This is a genomic window from Leeuwenhoekiella nanhaiensis (genome assembly GCF_002744755.1).
Lineage (GTDB): Bacteria > Bacteroidota > Bacteroidia > Flavobacteriales > Flavobacteriaceae > Leeuwenhoekiella > Leeuwenhoekiella nanhaiensis.
The window spans coordinates 605,628-624,173 of the sequence record NZ_KZ319287.1; the positions used below are offsets into that span (position 1 = coordinate 605,628).

Genomic DNA, 18,546 nt, shown 5'->3' on the forward strand with positions numbered 1-18,546 from the left:
AACAGAAAAAACACACCAATGACCGTTTTTTTAGTACTTATTGTAATCGCACTCTTTGCCGTAGCAATCTGGCAAATGAGTAAAATATATGCACTCTCTAAAGGAAATTCTCAAGGGGATGACGGAGAAGTAGCTAACGGAAAGGATAACCGTATTAATGCCAAATTAATGGTGATGTTTATGGTCTTCCTTTACTTCCTGATGTTCTATTGCTTCTGGCATTATTCTAAGTTTTACTTGCCCGAAGCTTCTTCAGCACACGGTAGTAAATACGATAACCTGATGTTTATTTCTATCGCCGTTATTATGGTGGTTCAGGTTATAACCCAATTCTTACTTCACTTTTTTGCATACAAGTATAAGGGGGAGAAAGGAAAGCGTGCTTTATTCTATGCCGATAATGATAAACTTGAATTTATTTGGACTATCGTTCCGGTAATTGTTTTGGCGGGCCTTATCATATATGGTCTGTTTACCTGGTCTGATATCATGAACTTCGAGGAAGATGAGGATGCTTTGGTAATTGAATTGTATGCTCAGCGTTTTAACTGGAAAGCGCGATATGCCGGGGATGACAATATTTTGGGAGATGCAAACGTACGTTTCATTGAAGGGATTAATCAATTAGGTATTGATCCCAGTGATGCGGATGGTAGTGATGATGTTGTTACTACCGAATTACATTTGCCCGTTGGTAAGCAGGTTATCTTCAAACTGCGTTCGCAGGATGTATTGCACTCTGCTTATATGCCTCACTTTAGAGCGCAAATGAACGTGGTTCCGGGTATGATCACTCAGTTTTCATTTACGCCTACAGTTACAACTGCAGAGATCAGAGAGACCGATTATATGCAGGAAAAAATGCGTACAATTCAGGAAATACGCAGAGAAAAGAGCAAGGAACTAGTGGCCAAAGGCGAACCTGCTCTTGACGCGTACGATGAATTTGATTATTATTTACTATGCAATAAAATCTGTGGATCAAGTCACTACAATATGCAGATGAAGATTATTGTAGAAACACAGGAAGAATATGATGAGTGGATGAAGGGTCAAAAGACCTTTGCTCAGAGTATGACCGAATAAGATAAAAATTGAGATTTAAAAGAAAATAAGTTATGTCAGTAGATGCAACAGCTTTAGACCATCATGCGCACGACAATCATGGGCATCATGATCATCACCAGACGTTTATAAGTAAGTACATTTTTAGTACAGATCACAAGATGATCTCAAAACAGTATTTGATTACTGGTTTGATCATGGGGGTTATTGGTATCGCTATGTCTATTTTGTTCCGAATTCAGCTAGCCTGGCCGGAGCAGAGTTTTACCATTTTTGAGATTTTCTTGGGTAAATGGGCTCCTGAAGGTGTGATGGATCCAAGTATCTACCTTTCTTTAGTTACTATTCACGGTACCATAATGGTATTCTTCGTACTTACTGCAGGTTTGAGTGGTACGTTTAGTAACCTGTTGATTCCACTTCAAATTGGAGCGCGTGATATGGCTTCCGGCTTCCTGAACATGGTTTCGTATTGGTTGTTCTTCCTTTCTTCAGTGATCATGGTTTGTTCGCTGTTTGTAGAGGCTGGTCCGGCTGCAGCAGGTTGGACGATTTATCCTCCGCTTAGTGCGTTGCCTAATTCCATTTCTGCTTCCGGAGCAGGTATGACTCTTTGGTTGGTGTCTATGGCCATCTTTATCGCATCTTCTCTTTTAGGATCTCTAAACTATGTAGTAACAGTAATTAATTTACGTACCAAAGGAATGTCTATGACCAGACTTCCACTTACCATCTGGGCGTTTTTTGTTACCGCTATCATCGGTATCGTTTCATTCCCGGTTCTTTTATCTGCTGCGTTATTGCTGATCATGGATAGAAGTTTTGGTACTTCATTCTTCCTTTCAGATATCTATATTGGTGGAGAAGTATTACACAACCAGGGTGGTTCGCCGGTATTATTTGAGCACTTATTCTGGTTCCTGGGTCACCCTGAGGTATATATCGTACTGCTTCCGGCATTAGGAATATCTTCTGAAGTTATTGCAACAAACTCGAGAAAGCCGATTTTCGGGTACCGTGCGATGATCGCTTCTATTCTGGCAATCGCATTCCTGTCAACAATTGTTTGGGGTCACCACATGTTTGTATCGGGTATGAATCCATTTTTAGGTTCTGTATTTACCTTTACGACCTTGTTGATTGCGATTCCTTCCGCAGTTAAAGCCTTTAACTACATAACCACTTTATGGAAGGGTAACCTTCAGTTTAACCCTGCAATGTTATTTTCAATTGGTCTGGTTTCTACCTTTATTACTGGTGGTCTTACCGGGATCATTTTAGGGGACAGCACGCTCGATATTAACGTTCACGACACCTATTTCGTAGTAGCTCACTTCCACCTGGTAATGGGTATATCTGCACTTTACGGTCTGTTTGCCGGGGTTTACCACTGGTTCCCAAAAATGTTTGAAGGGCGTATGCTAAACAAGAACTTAGGCTATGTGCACTTCTGGGTTACGGCAATAGGTTCGTACGCGGTATTCTTCCCCATGCACTTTATAGGTATGGCTGGTTTGCCGCGTAGATATTATTCAAATACGGCATTCCCATACTTTGATGACCTGGCGGATGTAAACACGATGATTACTATCGCGGCTATCATTACTGCTGCTGTTCAGTTAGTATTCTTATATAATTTTATTTCTTCTATTTTCTATGGTAAGAGAGGACCTAAGAACCCTTGGAAATCTAATACCTTAGAATGGACAACTGAGCTTAAGCACATTCACGGTAACTGGGAAGGTGAGATTCCTCACGTTTACCGCTGGTCTTACGATTACAGTAAATTGAATGAAGATGAAACGGATTACGTAATTCCGGGTCAGGATTATATTCCTCAAAACATTCCGTTACAACCGGGTGAGGAAGAAATGAATCACTAAGAAATCTCAGAATTATAAAAAACCCGCAACTTGCGGGTTTTTTTAGTTTAGAGAAGAAGCGTTCTTAATGCTAAATTTCAATTGGGAGCGGCTTTCAAGGTATAATTAGGACGGGCTATTTCTTATATTTACGCTATGAATGAACATTTAGATGCCAGCGGTGAAGGCTTCACGCCCGAAGAGTTTGAAATTGAACGTGCCTTACGGCCGCTAAGTTTTAGTGATTTTACCGGTCAGGAACAGGTGTTGGAGAATCTGGAAATATTTGTTCAGGCAGCAAACCGAAGGGGAGAGGCTTTAGATCATACGCTTTTTCACGGGCCTCCGGGATTGGGTAAGACTACTTTGGCCAATATTTTAGCCAATGAATTGCAGGTTAACATCAAGGTGACCAGTGGTCCTGTTTTGGATAAACCGGGTGATCTTGCGGGTTTGCTCACCAATCTTGAAGAGCGCGATGTACTGTTTATAGATGAGATTCACCGCCTGAGCCCCGTTGTAGAAGAGTACCTGTACTCGGCTATGGAAGACTATAAGATTGACATTATGATTGAGAGCGGGCCTAACGCACGTACGGTTCAAATCAATCTCAATCCCTTTACGCTGATTGGTGCCACAACTCGGTCTGGCTTGCTTACAGCGCCTATGCGGGCGCGTTTCGGAATTTCTTCGCGTCTGGAATATTACAATACGGAATTGCTTACCACCATTGTTCAACGTAGTGCAGATATTCTCAAAGTACCCATCAGTATGGAAGCGGCTATTGAAATTGCAGGTAGAAGCAGAGGAACACCGCGTATTGCGAATGCATTGCTACGCAGGGTGCGTGATTTTGCCCAGATTAAAGGCAACGGTACTATTGATATTGCTATCGCGCGTTTCGGCCTTAAGGCTCTTAATGTAGATGCTCATGGTCTTGATGAGATGGATAATAAGATACTCGCAACCATTATTGATAAGTTTAAGGGGGGTCCTGTGGGAATTACCACCGTTGCAACGGCGGTTTCAGAAAGTGCCGAAACCATCGAAGAAGTTTATGAACCCTTTCTCATTCAGCAGGGTTTTATCATACGTACACCAAGAGGGCGTGAGGTCACCGAAGCTGCTTACAAACACCTCAACCGCGTAAAAGGCCCTATACAGGGCGGCTTGTTTTAGAATTTCAATCCCCTGCCACGATGAAAACCATACCCCAGGTTCCTGTTCACCAATTTTTACTTTCAGCATTCCGAATTTTAAAGAACCCCTTACCCTTTCATAAAAAGAATTTCAAAGAAAAAGGGGATACGTTTTGGCTGAAATTGGGTTTTGGCAAGAGTGTGGTTTTTTCGCGTGATGCGTTATTAGCCCAATACGTCCTTCAAAAGAATCAGAAGAATTATACCAAGTCACCCATACAGACCAGAGATCTGGCCAAATATGTGGGAAGGGGTTTGCTTACTGCGGAAGGCAAACACTGGAGCACACAACGCAAACTTATTCAGCCGGCTTTTCATAAAAAGCATTTGACAAATTTAATAGCTAAAATGAATGAGGTTGTTGCTGCTGAGTTGGAAAAAATAAAGGTGGACCGCCCTTTTGATATTTTCCCGGTTTATAATGATCTGGCTTTTCAGACCGTGGTTCAGGCCTTGTTCAGCGGGGCTGCAGATCAAAAAACCATTAACCGCCTGCAACAAATTACCGAAGAAGCGCAGGCCATGCTGGTGAAAGAGTTGCGTCAGCCCTACCTGCATTGGTGGTTTAAGCTGTCCGGGAAATTAGAAAGGAATTTGGCAAAGACCAAGGAAGCCCGGCAACTGATGCACGATCTTGTTGAGGAGCGCAAGGCGTCCGGTGTAAGGCAAGATGACCTGCTTGATATGCTGCTTGACGCGCGTTATGAAGACGATACGGCTATGGATATGGAGCGTCTTATTGATGAAATATTTATTCTTTTTGTAGCCGGTCACGAGACCACATCTAACGCGCTAACCTTTACCACCCAGCTTCTCGCTCGGAACCCTGAGATCCAGGAAGAGGTGTATGAGGAGGTCAAATCTTTAGAAGGTGAAGAGCTGTTTGCGAAGATGAAATCGCTTGAATTTACAAACCGGGTGATCAATGAGTCTATGCGCCTCTATCCACCGGCCTACTTTATAGATCGCATCGCACTGGAAGCTGATGCCTTTGGAGACTATAAAATTGAACCCGATACGAGTCTTTTATTTTCCATTTACGAGATACATAGGCATCCTGACTTTTGGGAAAATCCGGAAGAATTCAAACCCTCACGTTTTGAGGACGAACGACTTTTGAAGTATTCGCCTTACTTTTTGCCTTTTGGTGCCGGCCCGCGGATGTGCATAGGTAATAATTTTGCGATGTACGAAATGATTCTTGCTGTAACTCAGTTGGTGACTAAGTATAAAATCACTCCGGTAAATCCGGAAATCGAAATCCTTCCGCTCATAACCTTAAAGCCGAAAAACGCCATTCTTCAATTTAGTCTTCGAGAATCTTGATCAATACCAAAGCTTCAAATACCGCATTTATTAAAGCTGAAGCTAAGCGACTCGGGTTTATGTCTTGTGGGGTTTCTAAAGCTGAATTTTTAGAGACCGAAGCGCCGCGCCTTGAAGACTGGCTTTCTAAAAACCGCAACGGAGAGATGGCATATATGGAAAACCATTTTGACAAGCGGCTGGACCCAACTTTGCTCGTTCCCGGTGCCAAGAGTGTTGTTTCCCTATTGTTTAATTATTTTCCGAAGGAACAGCAACGCGAAGATTCCTTTAAGATATCGAAATATGCCTACGGTACCGACTACCATTTTGTGATTAAAGACAAACTGAAAGAATTGCTTTTCAGCATCAACGAAAAAATAGGTAAGGTTGAAGGCAGGGCTTTTGTTGACTCGGCACCGGTATTAGATAAAGCCTGGGCTGCTCGAAGCGGATTGGGATGGATTGGTAAAAACAGCAACCTGCTTACCAAACAGGTGGGCTCGTATTATTTTATAGCCGAATTGATCATAGATCTCAATTTAGATTACGATACTCCTGTGACCGATCATTGCGGTTCGTGCACCGCCTGCATTGATGCCTGCCCTACTGATGCCATTGTTGATCCGTATGTGGTAGATGGCAGCAAATGCATTAGTTATTTTACCATTGAATTAAAGAATGAAATCCCGGCCTATGCGCAGGATAAGATGGAAGACTGGATGTTTGGCTGTGATATTTGCCAGGATGTTTGTCCGTGGAATCGCTTTTCAAAACCCCATAACGAGCCACTTTTTCAACCCCGGCCTGAGATTATAAGCAATTCTAAAAACGACTGGAAAGAACTCACACAGGAAGTCTTTTCTGAAATTTTTAAAAAGTCTCCGGTTAAGCGCACTAAATACAGCGGCTTGATGCGCAACATCTCATTTTTATCTGAAGAGTAGTCTGTTAGTTAACTTGACAGCGCAGTTTATTACGACATCTTAACCAAAAGCTAAGTCTGAAAAGCAATTGACCTTTGCAAGTACCGTTAATTTCTAAATAAGCTGTTAATATTTTAAGCTATTCGTGTATATTGTCATACGTTTTTCAGAATTATAAGATCTCAAACGCTTGAGATTTTAAATTCTAATGCTATAGTAAAACCAAAACAATACGCTAGCAGATAGTATGAATAAAATTATTAGTGCCATTCGCAAACCCAATCTTTCCTTTTGGCAAATCTGGAATATGAACGTAGGATTCTTCGGAATCCAGTTTAGTTTTGGGCTGCAGCAGACTGCGATTAATCCTATTTTCTCCTTCTTAGGTGCAGACCACGCCGAGTTACCGTTACTCAATCTTGCCGGTCCCGTTACAGGCCTGATCATTCAGCCAATAATTGGAGCCATTTCAGATAAAACCTGGTTGCCCAAATGGGGAGGTCGTCGTAAGCCCTTCTTCCTGATCGGTGCGATTTTGGGAAGTTTGTGTTTGCTGGCCTTTCCGTATAGCTCAGAGCTTTGGTTTGCGGTGGGCTTGCTGTGGATTCTTGATGTGGGTAACAATACTGCGATGGAGCCGTATCGTGCTTTTGTTGGCGATAAGCTTAATGACGATCAGATTACTTTTGGTTACCAAATGCAAAGCTTATTTGTGGGTGCTGGTATTACCATTGCTAACTTCTCGCTTTTCCTCTTTCAGGATTGGTTTGGGGTAGCTGCTGAGGAGGGTGCCGCGCTTTGTTCAACCGGTACCGAAACCATTTCAAGTATTCCAACCTGGGTGTACTATTCGTTTTTCCTGGGGGCTTTCGCTTCTATTGCTACGGTGCTTTGGTCGGTGTGGAAAACCCCCGAAATTCCCCCAACAGATGAAGACCTCGCCGAATTAAAACGGGAAAAGGCAGAGTCAACTTTTGCTTCGCGTTTGTTTGAGCCCATTATCGAAATTGCCGGTGCCATTGGTAAGATGCCAACAATGCTTAAGAAGTTGGCCGCGGTTTACTTTTTTCAATGGTATGCACTGTTTGTTTATTGGCAGTTTATCACGCCGATGTTGCGCAGCAGTATGTACGGTTTATCGCAGGAAGACAATACGCGTTTTGAGGGAATTATGGAAGCCTGCAGAAGCGGTGGTGTGATCGGGACCGGAGATACCGCATTTGCTCAAAATTTTCAGCAGGTGTCTGAACAGGCACTGGCGCAAACGGGATTGATGAACGGTACCTATAACTTTGTGACGATGATTGTGGCTCTGGCTCTAGTGCCATTCGCCAAAAAGTATGGTTCGCGAAATGTGTATGTGATTAGCTTATTGCTTACCGGCGTAGCTATGCTTAGTATGCCGTATATCAAAAATGAATATGCGCTTTTGGCGCCCATGGTACTCTTTGGAATAGGCTGGGCGGCTATGATGGGTATCCCATATTCCATGGTTTCTAAGGTGATACCGGAAGAAAAACGCGGAGTCTATATGGGTATCGTTAATATGATGATTGTAATACCTATGCTGATTCAAACGGTAACTTTTGGTCCCATCATCAAGAATTTATTGAATGACAATGCGGTAAATGCCATTTTATTCGGAGGAGTTTTCTTCATCATTGCTGCGCTTCTGGCGCTGCGATTGAAAAAGAGCTATTCTTCAGATAAAATCTATATGCCTGAATAGCATTGTAGTTTAAAATAGAACAAAAAGCTAAATCCGCTTGTCTAAAGCAGGTTTAGCTTTTTCTGTTAATCTTAGGGTCTTCGGTTAAAATAAGCGGGGATAAAGCTAAGAATTTACTAGCCTGAACTAATAATAGCTCTATTTTTGTAGCAGAGCTAACGCGAATATTATGAGTAAAGAAAGCAGACGCCGAGAGGCATTGATCTATCACGCAAAACCTACGCCCGGTAAAATTGCCGTGGTGCCTACTAAAAAATATTCATCACAACGCGACCTTTCGCTGGCCTACTCTCCCGGAGTAGCAGAGCCCTGTCTGGAGATTGAAAAAGACAAAGAGAACGTGTATAAATATACCGCCAAGGGTAATCTTGTTGCGGTTATTTCTAACGGAACGGCCGTTCTGGGTTTAGGAGATATAGGTCCGGAAGCCGGTAAGCCGGTAATGGAAGGTAAAGGATTGCTCTTTAAGATTTTTGCCGGGATTGATGTTTTTGATATCGAAGTAGATACCAAAAATGTAGATGAGTTTATTGCTACAGTAAAAAATATAGCACCCACTTTTGGAGGTATTAATCTTGAAGATATCAAGGCTCCCGAAGCTTTTGAGATTGAACGGCGTCTTAAGGAAGAGCTTGATATTCCGGTGATGCACGATGATCAGCACGGTACCGCGATTATTTCTGCCGCTGCTTTGCTTAATGCGACAGAGCTGGCAGATAAAAAAATGGAAGAAATCCGTATTGTGGTAAGCGGTGCAGGTGCTGCAGCAGTTTCCTGCACCCGCCTGTATAAAGCATTTGGGGCGAAAGCCGAAAATATTGTAATGCTCGATAGTAAGGGGGTTATTCGCAGTGATCGGGAAAATCTCAGTGGAGAAAAGGCTGAATTTGCTTCAGACCGAAAGATTGATACGCTCGAAGAAGCAATGGTTGATGCCGATGTATTTATAGGTCTTTCCATTGCAGATATCGTTTCTCCCGAAATGCTAAAATCAATGGCGCCTAACCCTATTGTTTTTGCAATGGCAAACCCCAATCCCGAGATTGATTACAATCTGGCGATGGATACCCGTGAGGATATCATTATGGCGACGGGCCGGTCAGATCACCCCAATCAGGTGAATAACGTTTTAGGTTTCCCCTTTATCTTTCGGGGTGCCCTTGACGTGCGTGCTACCAAGATCAATGAAGATATGAAGATGGCTGCCGTAAAAGCTTTGGCCGAACTGGCAAAAGAATCGGTGCCTGAACAGGTGAATATCGCCTATGGAGAGACGCGTCTTAACTTCAGCAGAGAATACATCATTCCAAAGCCATTTGATCCCCGTTTAATTACTAAAGTGCCACCTGCAGTGGCCAAAGCGGCTATGGATAGTGGTGTGGCCCGCCAGCCTATCACAGACTGGGTTAAGTATGAAGACGAACTTTTAGATCGCATGGGCTCAGATAACAAGATTGTGCGTCTTATTCTTAACCGTGCTAAAACAGAGCCTAAGCGCGTAGTATATGCCGAAGCAGATCAACTTGATGTACTTAAGGCTGCTCAGATCATTTACGATGAAGGTATTGGTACTCCGGTGCTCTTAGGTAATCGCGAGACTATAATTGAGTTGATGGAAGAACTTGACTTTGACGCGAATATTGAAATTATTGATCCGAAAACCAAAGAAGAAAAACCCAAGCTTGATAAATATGCGCAGATTTTCTGGAAAGAACGCAAGCGCAAGGGTGTGACGCTTTACGATGCTCAAAAGCTGTTAAGACAACGTAATTATTATGCGTCAATGATGGTGAAGCAGGGAGATGCCGATGCAATGATTACCGGGTACAGCAGCAGTTACCCTTCAGCGGTAAAACCGGTGCTTGAGGTAATAGGTGCTGCGCCAAACGTACAAAAAGTGGCTGCTGCAAACCTGATGAATACGAGCAGAGGTCCGCTGTTTTTGGCAGATACTTCTATAAATATTGAGCCTACGGCGAAAGAACTGGCTAAAATTGCCCTGATGACCGCCCGTACAGTGCGCCTTTTCGGGATGGAACCGGTGATTGCGATGATTTCGTATTCAAACTTTGGTTCTTCAAAAAATCCCCACGCAGATAAAGTGAGTGAGGCGGTGTCTTACCTACATAAGTATTATCCTGATCTTGCTGTAGACGGGGAGGTTCAGGCAGATTTTGCCCTCAATTCAGAAATGCTGAAGAGCAAATTTCCATTTTCTAAGCTTGCAGGCAAGAAGGTGAATACCTTTGTGTTTTCCAATATAGATTCGGCAAACATCACCTATAAAATGATCAAAGAGCTTAATAAAGCAGATAATATTGGTCCGATTATGATGGGGATGAATAAGCCGGTACACGTACTGCAACTTGGGGCTTCAGTCGATGAAATTGTAAATATGTCTGCCGTGGCGGTTATCGATGCGCAGCAAAAAGGCAAAAAACTTCAGGAGGAGTTAAAGGGAAAGATAAACTAGTTTTTGAGCAGTATTCAAAGATTCTGCCGGAGCTGAATTATTTTAGTACATTTAAACCCCAAATCTTTTAGCACTTATGATCACATTTTTAAGGGGCAGATTGATCGAAAAAAATCACACCGATGTTGTCATAGAATGTCACGGCGTGGGGTATTTTGTCAACATCTCGCTGCACACCTTTTCGCTTTTACCGGAAGAGGAAAACATTATGCTGCACACCTATCTGCACATTAAGGAAGATGCGCACACCCTCTACGGTTTTGCTCAAAAGTCAGAACGGGAGATTTTTAAACTGCTTATTTCGGTTAGCGGAGTGGGGACTAGTATTGCGCGTACTATGTTGTCTTCTTTAGAACCTTCTCAGGTAAAACAAGCGATCGCTACCGGCGATGTTAAGACCATTCAGAGAGTTAAAGGAATTGGGGCTAAAACGGCACAGCGTGTTATTCTGGATCTAAAAGATAAAATTCTCAAAGTTTACGATATTGACGAAGTTTCGGCTGCGCCAAGCAATACCAATAAAGATGAAGCGTTATCTGCTTTAGAGACTTTAGGCTTTGCCCGAAAGCAGGCTGAGCGGGTGTGCGATGCTATTGTGCGTGATGAACCACAGGCAAGCGTTGAGCAGATTATAAAATTGGCACTTAAAAAACTATAGGAGACTTTGGGTACAAAACTACGCGGGTATTCTTTTCAAATTCTGTTTATTATAGGGGTGTTTTGCTGTCCCCTGGCTGTTTTTGCACAGGAAGAAGAAGAGCAGGATTCGGTTAAAACCGGCTTCTCTTACGGAAGACTCGCGCTCAAGAATCCCAACTCCATAGTCTCTAAATACACGTACGATCCGCTTACAGACCGGTATATCTACACCGAAAGTTTGGGGGGTTATAATATCAATTACCCTCGAATACTTACCCCGGAAGAATTTAAAAAGCTCGTTCAGAAAGAGCGTATGCAGGCTTATTTTCAACAGAAAATTGCTGCAGTTGATGGCCGTACGGAAGAAGGTAAAGAAGATCAAAAAAGTCTGTTGCCTAATTTTTATGTGAATTCCGGACTTTTTGAAAGCATTTTTGGCGGCAATACAATTGAATTTATACCTACCGGTAATGTGGCTATGGATATAGGAGGTTTGTTTACCAAACAGGACAACCCCAGTTTTTCGCCGCGTAACCGTACCAATTTTAGTTTTGACTTTGACCAGCGTATCAGTCTGAGTTTGCTGGGTAAGGTAGGAACCCGTCTTCAGGTGAACGCGGTTTATGATACCGAATCTACTTTCAGCTTTCAAAACCAGATCAAACTCGAGTACACGCCTAATGAGGATGATATCATTCAAAAAATTGAAGTGGGTAATGTGAATATGCCACTTAATTCTGCGCTTATTCAGGGTTCACAGAGTCTGTTTGGGGTAAAGACGCAGTTGCAGTTTGGTAAAACCACAATTACCGGTGTGTTTTCAGAGCAGCAGTCGCAAACCAATCAGGTGTTGGCTCAGGGCGATGGGACTATTCAGGACTTTCAGATATTCGCTTTGGAATATGATGAAAACCGGCATTATTTCTTAGCCCAGTATTTCCGGGATAATTACGATAAAGCTTTAGCCAATTATCCATTTATCAACTCAAATGTTCAAATCACGCGTATTGAAGTTTGGGTAACCAATCGTACCCAGCGCTTTGAAAACACCCGAAACATTGTAGCGATACAGGATATAGGGGAGTCAAACCCCAATCAAATAGGTTTGCCTAACATTCCGGCAGGTTTTATCAACCTCCCTGCAGGTGCCTATCCCAGAAACTCAAGCAACGACTTTAATCCCTTTGGTCTAACCGGTAATGGGCAGACTGTTCTAAGCCCCGCGATACGCAGTTCGGCCACAGTAGATCAGGGTTTTGGCAACGTGCAAGTGGCAGATGGGTCTGATTATGTGTCTTTAGAAAATGCGCGTCAGCTTTCGCCTTCAGAATATACACTAGACAGTCAGCTGGGTTACATTTCGCTTAATCAGCGTTTAAACAACGACGAGGTCCTTGCCGTTGCTTTTCAATATACGGTTAATGGGGAGGTGTATCAGGTGGGGGAATTCGCTAATGACGGGGTAGATGCCACTAGTGGTGCATACCCGGATACCGATGGTGACGGAGTGCCCGATATCGTAGATGTAGACCCAGATGGTGACGGTATGAACAATAATGGTCAGGATACAGACGGCGATCAGATCGCAGATGCGGCAGATGCAGATCAGACCAATGGCCGCGACATCAATAATGACGGTATTCTTGATAGTTTTATAACTCCCGGTCAGGGAGGTACTTCTCAGGCGCTGGTTGTAAAACTCCTTAAGAGTAACATCACCGATGTTAATGAGCCGGTTTGGGATTTAATGATGAAAAACATCTACGGTCTGGGAGTAGGTCAGCTGGAGAAAGATGGTTTCAGGATGAATATTGTTTACAATTCGCCGGCGCCCATCAACTACATTACTTCGGCAGAAGGAGGCCCCGCCCTGCCCGAAGATGTGGCAAACACTCCGTTGCTTAATGTTTTTAACCTGGATAATCTTACTCAGTTTGGTGATCCGCAGGAAGGTGGGGATGGCTTTTTTGATTTCCTGGAAGGTACCACGGTAAACGCACGTAATGGGAGCATAATTTTCACTTCCGTAGAACCGTTTGGAGAATACCTCTTCAATAAATTGCGCAGTCAACCTTCAGAGACCTACGGCAACCTCGACACCTATAATGCAAACCAGCGTAAATATGTGTACCGCTCCTTGTACAATTCCACAAAAACCATTGCACAGGATAATGCAGATAAAAACCTGTTTCAAATGCAGGGAACGTTTAAGTCTAAGCAGGAAGAGGGGATTCCCATAGGAGGATTTAATATTCCGCAGGGTTCTGTTACCGTAACCGCCGGTGGGCGTGTGCTTCAGGAGGGGCTCGACTATTCGGTAGACTACCAGCGTGGGCGTGTGATTATTCTTGATCAGGCCTTGAAAGCTTCGGGGGTTCCTATTCAGGTTTCTACTGAAAATAACACCCTTTTCGGCCAGCAGACTAAACGGTTTACCGGTCTTAATGTAGAGCATCAATTCAATGAGAATTTCATCGTTGGCGGAACCTTGATTAATCTTAATGAGCGGCCGCTTACCCAAAAAGCGACCTATAGTTTTGAGCCTATAAACAATACGATATTTGGCCTCAATGCAAACTTCTCAACCGAAGTTCCCTTTTTAACCCGTTTGGTTAATAAGTTGCCTAACATTGATACCGATGTGCCTTCAAACATTTCGCTTCGCGGGGAAGTAGCTTATCTGATTCCTGGGCAACCTAAGGTGACCAATTTTGGAGGAGAAGCCGCTTCCTATATTGACGATTTTGAAGGAGCTCAAACCTCGCTCGATATCAGCTCGCCATTGCAATGGTTTATGTCTTCAGCGCCCATTGGTTTTGGTGGGGAGTTTGATAATGGTGATTTGCGCACGGGTTATCGCAGGGCAAAAATGGCCTGGTACACTATAGACCCTATCTTTTATACCAATCAGCGACCAGACGGCATCACAGATGCAGATGTGTCTACCTATGCCACACGCCGGGTGTTTAGAGACGAAATTTTTCCGCAACAGGATATTGTAGCGGGTACCACTCAGGCCCTGTTTACCCTTGATTTGGCTTATTATCCGCAGGAACGGGGAGCGTATAACTTCAGCCCGGATGCGCAGGACGAGATTTTAGAAAATCCGGAACAGAATTTTGGCGGAATCATGCGCCAGTTTGCTTCAACCGATTTTGAGCAGTCTAATGTGGAGTTTATTGAGTTCTGGTTGATGGATCCTTTTATTTATGCGGAGAATGCAGCAAATACAGGAGGGAAACTGACCTTGAATCTGGGTAATATCTCTGAAGATGTACTTAAAGACGGGCGTAAGCAGTATGAAAATGGGTTGCCTCAGGATGGCTCTGCCTCAAATACGGTTTCTACCGTGTGGGGTAAAGTGCCTACCAATCAGGCTTTGATTTACGCTTTTGATACCGAGGGGCAGGCGCGACTCAATCAGGATGTAGGTTACGACGGGTTGAGTGATGATCAGGAAGCACTTAACTATCCCGAATTTGCAGGGCTTGATGACCCTTCGGGAGATAATTATCAATATTTTGTTTCTGCGCAGGGTTCGGTTTTAGAACGCTACAAAAAATACAACGGGCAGGAAGGAAACTCACCGGTAGATGTCACGCAGCAGGATCGCGGTTCAACCACTGTTCCTGATGTGGAAGATTTTAACCGGGACTTCACGATGAATACGGTTGACAGTTATTATGAGTATGAACTCGATATTAACCGTCAAAGTCTCAATGTACAAAACGAATATATCGTAGACCAGCGGGATATTGAGGTAACCCTTCAAAATGGGAACACCCTTCCGGTTACCTGGTATCAGTTTAAAATTCCCATCAGCCAGCCTACAGGAAGACAAGGCGGCATCAACGACTTTAGATCTATTCGCTTTATGCGCATGTTTATGAGCGGTTGGAGTCAACCGGTCGTTTTGCGTATGGGCGCGATGGATCTCGTGCGCGGAGATTATCGTCGCTATCTTTACTCGCTTGATCCCGACGAGTCAGACCCCGATACCGAAAATACCCGCTTTGAGGTGACTTCCGTAAATATTGAAGAGAACAGCAATCGCAACCCCATTCCTTATGTATTGCCTCCCGGTGTTTACCGTGAAGAGCTTATAAACAATAACAACAACATTCGTCAGAATGAGCAGTCGTTGTCTATTGAAGTTTGCGATCTGGAAACTCAGGACAGTCGTGCGGTATATAAGAACTTTAGGCTCGATATGCGCCAGTACGAAAACATCGAGATGTTTGTGCATCTGGAGTCTTTACTGAATGAGAACCCCGTTCAGGATAATGAGGTTGTTGCTTTTATACGAATGGGAACCGATCTTACGCAGAACTTTTATCAGATCGAATTACCCTTAACGCCAACGGCTTTAAACACGAGCAGTCCTGATTTGATTTGGCCGGAAGCCAACCGTTTAAAATTGCCATTGGAAGTTCTGGAAACCGTGAAAGCGACCTTTTTTAATGGAACTTTCAATACGCTTCAGGATCAAATAACCTATTTTGATCAGGACGGAAACCCTATTGTAGACCCCGCGGGAACACCTTATGAGACCGGAAGAGTTCGGGTAGGGATAAAAGGAAATCCCAGTTTTGGGGATGTACGGCTGTTGATGCTGGGTGTTAAAAATGGAAACGATGAAGGTGGCAGAACCATATGTGCCGAAACCTGGTTTAATGAATTGCGTCTTAGCGGACTTCAAAATCAGGGCGGTTGGGCCGGTATTTTAAACCTGGATGCCAATCTTGCCGATTTTGCGACCGTTTCAGGTACAGCCCGTCAATCTACAATAGGTTTCGGAAGCATAGATGCAGGGCCTAATCAACGGGCGCGCGAGGACGTGAAATCCTACGATGTGGTTAGTAATGTGGAGCTGGGACAGCTTTTACCAAAGAAATGGGGGGTTAAAATTCCTTTCAATTACGCTAAAGGAAACCAGACGATCACACCCCAGTACGACCCGCTTTATACAGACATAAAACTCGAGCAGAGTTTAGCAAATGCCGCCAATGCTGCCGCACGTGATAGTATAGAAAACGTTGCCATTGAGCGAACCACCCGGGAGAGCATCAACTTTATCGGCGTGCGCAAGGAACGTACGGGTGATAAAAAGCCTATGCCATGGGATGTGGAGAACCTGACATTTGCGTATAGCCACAATCAGGAAAATCATAGGGATTTTGAAATACAGGATGCAGTAAATAAGAATGTGCGTCTGGGGGCAACGTATGGCTTTGCTTTCAAGCAAAAACCTATTGAGCCTTTTAAAAAGAATGATTCCCTCTTTACGAGTAAGTATTGGAAGCTGCTGAAAGATTTCAATTTCAATTACCTTCCGGCAAGTGTAAACCTGACCTCAAATATCACGCGGCAATTCAACAGACAGCAATTTAGAGATCTTTTGGCCAATGAAAACTTTATCAATACCACGCCGGTTTACGTGCAACGTAACTATCAGTTTGATCGCAACTTCACGATAAACTTTCCAATATCGCAGTCGCTTCGGGTTAATTTAAATCAATATCAAAACCGGATTGTACGAAATTATCTGAATCAGGATAACAGTATTGACCCCAATGCCGGTGGAGTTTACACAGAATTCTTTGATGTGGGTACTCCGGACCGTCACAATCAAAATATGCAGCTCAATTATGATCTACCCGTTGGAAAACTTCCGTTTCTTGATTTTGTAAAATCAACCTATTCCTACAGCGCAGACTTTCAGTGGACACGGGGGTCGTACCAGCTGCAGTCGCTTGAGGGAATTCCAGACCTGGGGAATTCGGTGCAAAATGCTAACACGCACACGCTTCAGACTACATTAGACATGAAGAGTTTGTATAATACGTTAGGTATTTCAAAGAAAAATTCCGGTCCCACTTCCCGGGAGGCAAGAAGCCGGGCTGTACCTACGCTGGGTAACCCGCAATCTGCTCAGGGAAATCAGGCTCAGGCAAATTCAGGCGGAAGCAAAACCAAAGATTTACTCATAGATATTGCAAGCGGTATTAAGCAAATACAAATCAACTACGAGCAAAACAACGGAACTTACCTTCCCGGATATTTACCCGGAGTTGGCTTCCTGGGAACGACCCGTCCCACGACCGGCTTTGTATTTGGAAGTCAGGCTGAAATTAGGGATTATGCTGCCCGCCAGGGTTGGTTGACCTTGTATCAGGAATACAATGAGCAGTACAGTGAGATTGAAGGTCGAAAACTGGACATACAGGCGCAAACCAGCTTCCTGGAAGATCTGACGATTGATATTAATATGAATCGCATTTATCAGGAAACCTATGCTGAAAATTATAGGGTAAATCCAACGACACTAGAATATGCGAGTCTTACCGGGAACACTCTGGGTAATTTTAGCATTTCTACCCTGATGCTAGGTACAGCATTTAATACAAGTTCATTAGAGTCTTCTCTTAATTTCAACCGTTTCCGTGAAAACCGGTTAATAGTAGCTGAGCGTCTGGCTGAAGATTTCTATGGAAATGATCAGTACCCACGAGATGAGAATGGCTATCCGGTAGGCTTTAGCCGTTCGAGTCAGCAAGTATTGCTTCCGGCATTTTTATCTGCCTATACTCCTGGTAATGCGGAAAGTGTTTCGCTGGGTGCTTTTAGAAGCTTCCCACTGCCCAACTGGAATTTGAAGTATACCGGGTTTATGAAATTTGACTGGTTCAAGAAGCGTTTTAAGCGTTTTTCAATCAATCACGGGTATCAGGCAGGTTATACGATCAATCAATTCAGAACAAACCTCAATTACAACAGGAGCTTAAATAATGGTCCTGAAGATGCTCAGGTCAATCAGGCGGGTGATTTTATGAGTAAGACTTTATATTCAAACATAAATCTGACTGAGATGTTTTCGCCGCTGATCAGATTAGATTTTGAGATGAATAATTCGGTTAAAATACTGGCGGAGCTGCGCAAAGACAGAACCCTCTCGTTGAGTTTTGACAATAATTTGCTTACCGAAATTCACGGAAATGAGTATATAATAGGGCTGGGATATCGCTTAAAAGATATTAGATTTGCCACCAATATAGGAGGTAAGCGTACCATCTTAAAGAGTGATTTAAACTTTAAGGCCGACTTGTCCCTAAGACAGAATGAAACGATTGTAAGATATCTGGATGTTGATAACAGTCAGATTACAGCAGGGCAGGATATTTACGGTCTTACATTTAGGGCAGATTATGCGTTGAGTAAAAATCTGACCGCTATTTTTTATTACGATCACGCGTTTGCGACTTATGCGATATCGACCGCATATCCACAAACGACCATACGATCAGGTTTGACTTTGCAATATAATTTTGGAAATTAATTTAATACAACT

The 18,546-nt window shown here is 43.4% G+C and carries 9 protein-coding genes; all 9 read left to right on the forward strand.

Going from position 1 to position 18,546, the window contains the following annotated elements:
• Positions 1–18: 18 nt before the first annotated feature.
• Positions 19–1,086, forward strand: a complete 1,068-nt coding sequence (locus tag CJ305_RS02665; RefSeq protein WP_099644676.1) for a cytochrome c oxidase subunit II — start codon at positions 19–21, stop codon at positions 1,084–1,086.
• A gap of 32 nt (positions 1,087–1,118) precedes the next feature.
• A complete protein-coding gene (locus tag CJ305_RS02670; protein WP_099644677.1) occupies positions 1,119–2,948 on the forward strand; it encodes a cytochrome c oxidase subunit I in 1,830 nt (609 codons plus the stop codon).
• A 135-nt stretch (positions 2,949–3,083) separates the two neighbouring features.
• Complete coding sequence (gene ruvB, locus CJ305_RS02675; RefSeq protein WP_099644678.1) at positions 3,084–4,106, forward strand: Holliday junction branch migration DNA helicase RuvB; 1,023 nt, start codon at positions 3,084–3,086, stop codon at positions 4,104–4,106.
• A 20-nt stretch (positions 4,107–4,126) separates the two neighbouring features.
• Positions 4,127–5,452 carry a cytochrome P450 gene (locus CJ305_RS02680; RefSeq protein ID WP_099644679.1) on the forward strand — a complete coding sequence of 442 codons (1,326 nt, stop codon included), beginning with the start codon at positions 4,127–4,129 and terminating at the stop codon, positions 5,450–5,452.
• Positions 5,452–6,378, forward strand: a complete 927-nt coding sequence (gene queG / locus CJ305_RS02685; protein WP_099644893.1) for a tRNA epoxyqueuosine(34) reductase QueG — start codon at positions 5,452–5,454, stop codon at positions 6,376–6,378. The genes CJ305_RS02680 and queG overlap by 1 nt, the downstream gene beginning before the upstream one ends.
• A gap of 226 nt (positions 6,379–6,604) precedes the next feature.
• The gene (locus CJ305_RS02690; RefSeq protein WP_099644680.1) at positions 6,605–8,086 is read left to right on the forward strand and encodes an MFS transporter; all 1,482 of its coding nucleotides are present in this window, start codon (positions 6,605–6,607) and stop codon (positions 8,084–8,086) included.
• Between the two features lie 169 nt (positions 8,087–8,255).
• Positions 8,256–10,559: an NADP-dependent malic enzyme gene (locus CJ305_RS02695; protein WP_099644681.1), complete on the forward strand. Its 2,304-nt coding sequence runs from the start codon at positions 8,256–8,258 to the stop codon at positions 10,557–10,559.
• Positions 10,560–10,635: 76 nt separating this feature from the next.
• Entirely contained in the window at positions 10,636–11,217 is a 582-nt protein-coding gene (ruvA, locus tag CJ305_RS02700) for a Holliday junction branch migration protein RuvA (protein ID WP_099644682.1), read from the forward strand.
• 39 nt (positions 11,218–11,256) lie between these two features.
• Positions 11,257–18,534 (forward strand): T9SS outer membrane translocon Sov/SprA, encoded by a 7,278-nt coding sequence (gene sov, locus CJ305_RS02705; protein WP_099644894.1) that lies wholly within the window; start codon positions 11,257–11,259, stop codon positions 18,532–18,534.
• The last annotated feature ends 12 nt before the right edge of the window (positions 18,535–18,546 follow it).

Coding starts and splice junctions, on each gene's coding strand:
- CJ305_RS02680 (WP_099644679.1), top strand. CDS start 4,127: ATGAAAACCATACCCCAGGTTCCTGTTCACCAATTTTTACTTTCAGCA.
- CJ305_RS02670 (WP_099644677.1), top strand. CDS start 1,119: ATGTCAGTAGATGCAACAGCTTTAGACCATCATGCGCACGACAATCAT.
- CJ305_RS02690 (WP_099644680.1), top strand. CDS start 6,605: ATGAATAAAATTATTAGTGCCATTCGCAAACCCAATCTTTCCTTTTGG.
- ruvB (WP_099644678.1), top strand. CDS start 3,084: ATGAATGAACATTTAGATGCCAGCGGTGAAGGCTTCACGCCCGAAGAG.
- CJ305_RS02695 (WP_099644681.1), top strand. CDS start 8,256: ATGAGTAAAGAAAGCAGACGCCGAGAGGCATTGATCTATCACGCAAAA.
- ruvA (WP_099644682.1), top strand. CDS start 10,636: ATGATCACATTTTTAAGGGGCAGATTGATCGAAAAAAATCACACCGAT.
- CJ305_RS02665 (WP_099644676.1), top strand. CDS start 19: ATGACCGTTTTTTTAGTACTTATTGTAATCGCACTCTTTGCCGTAGCA.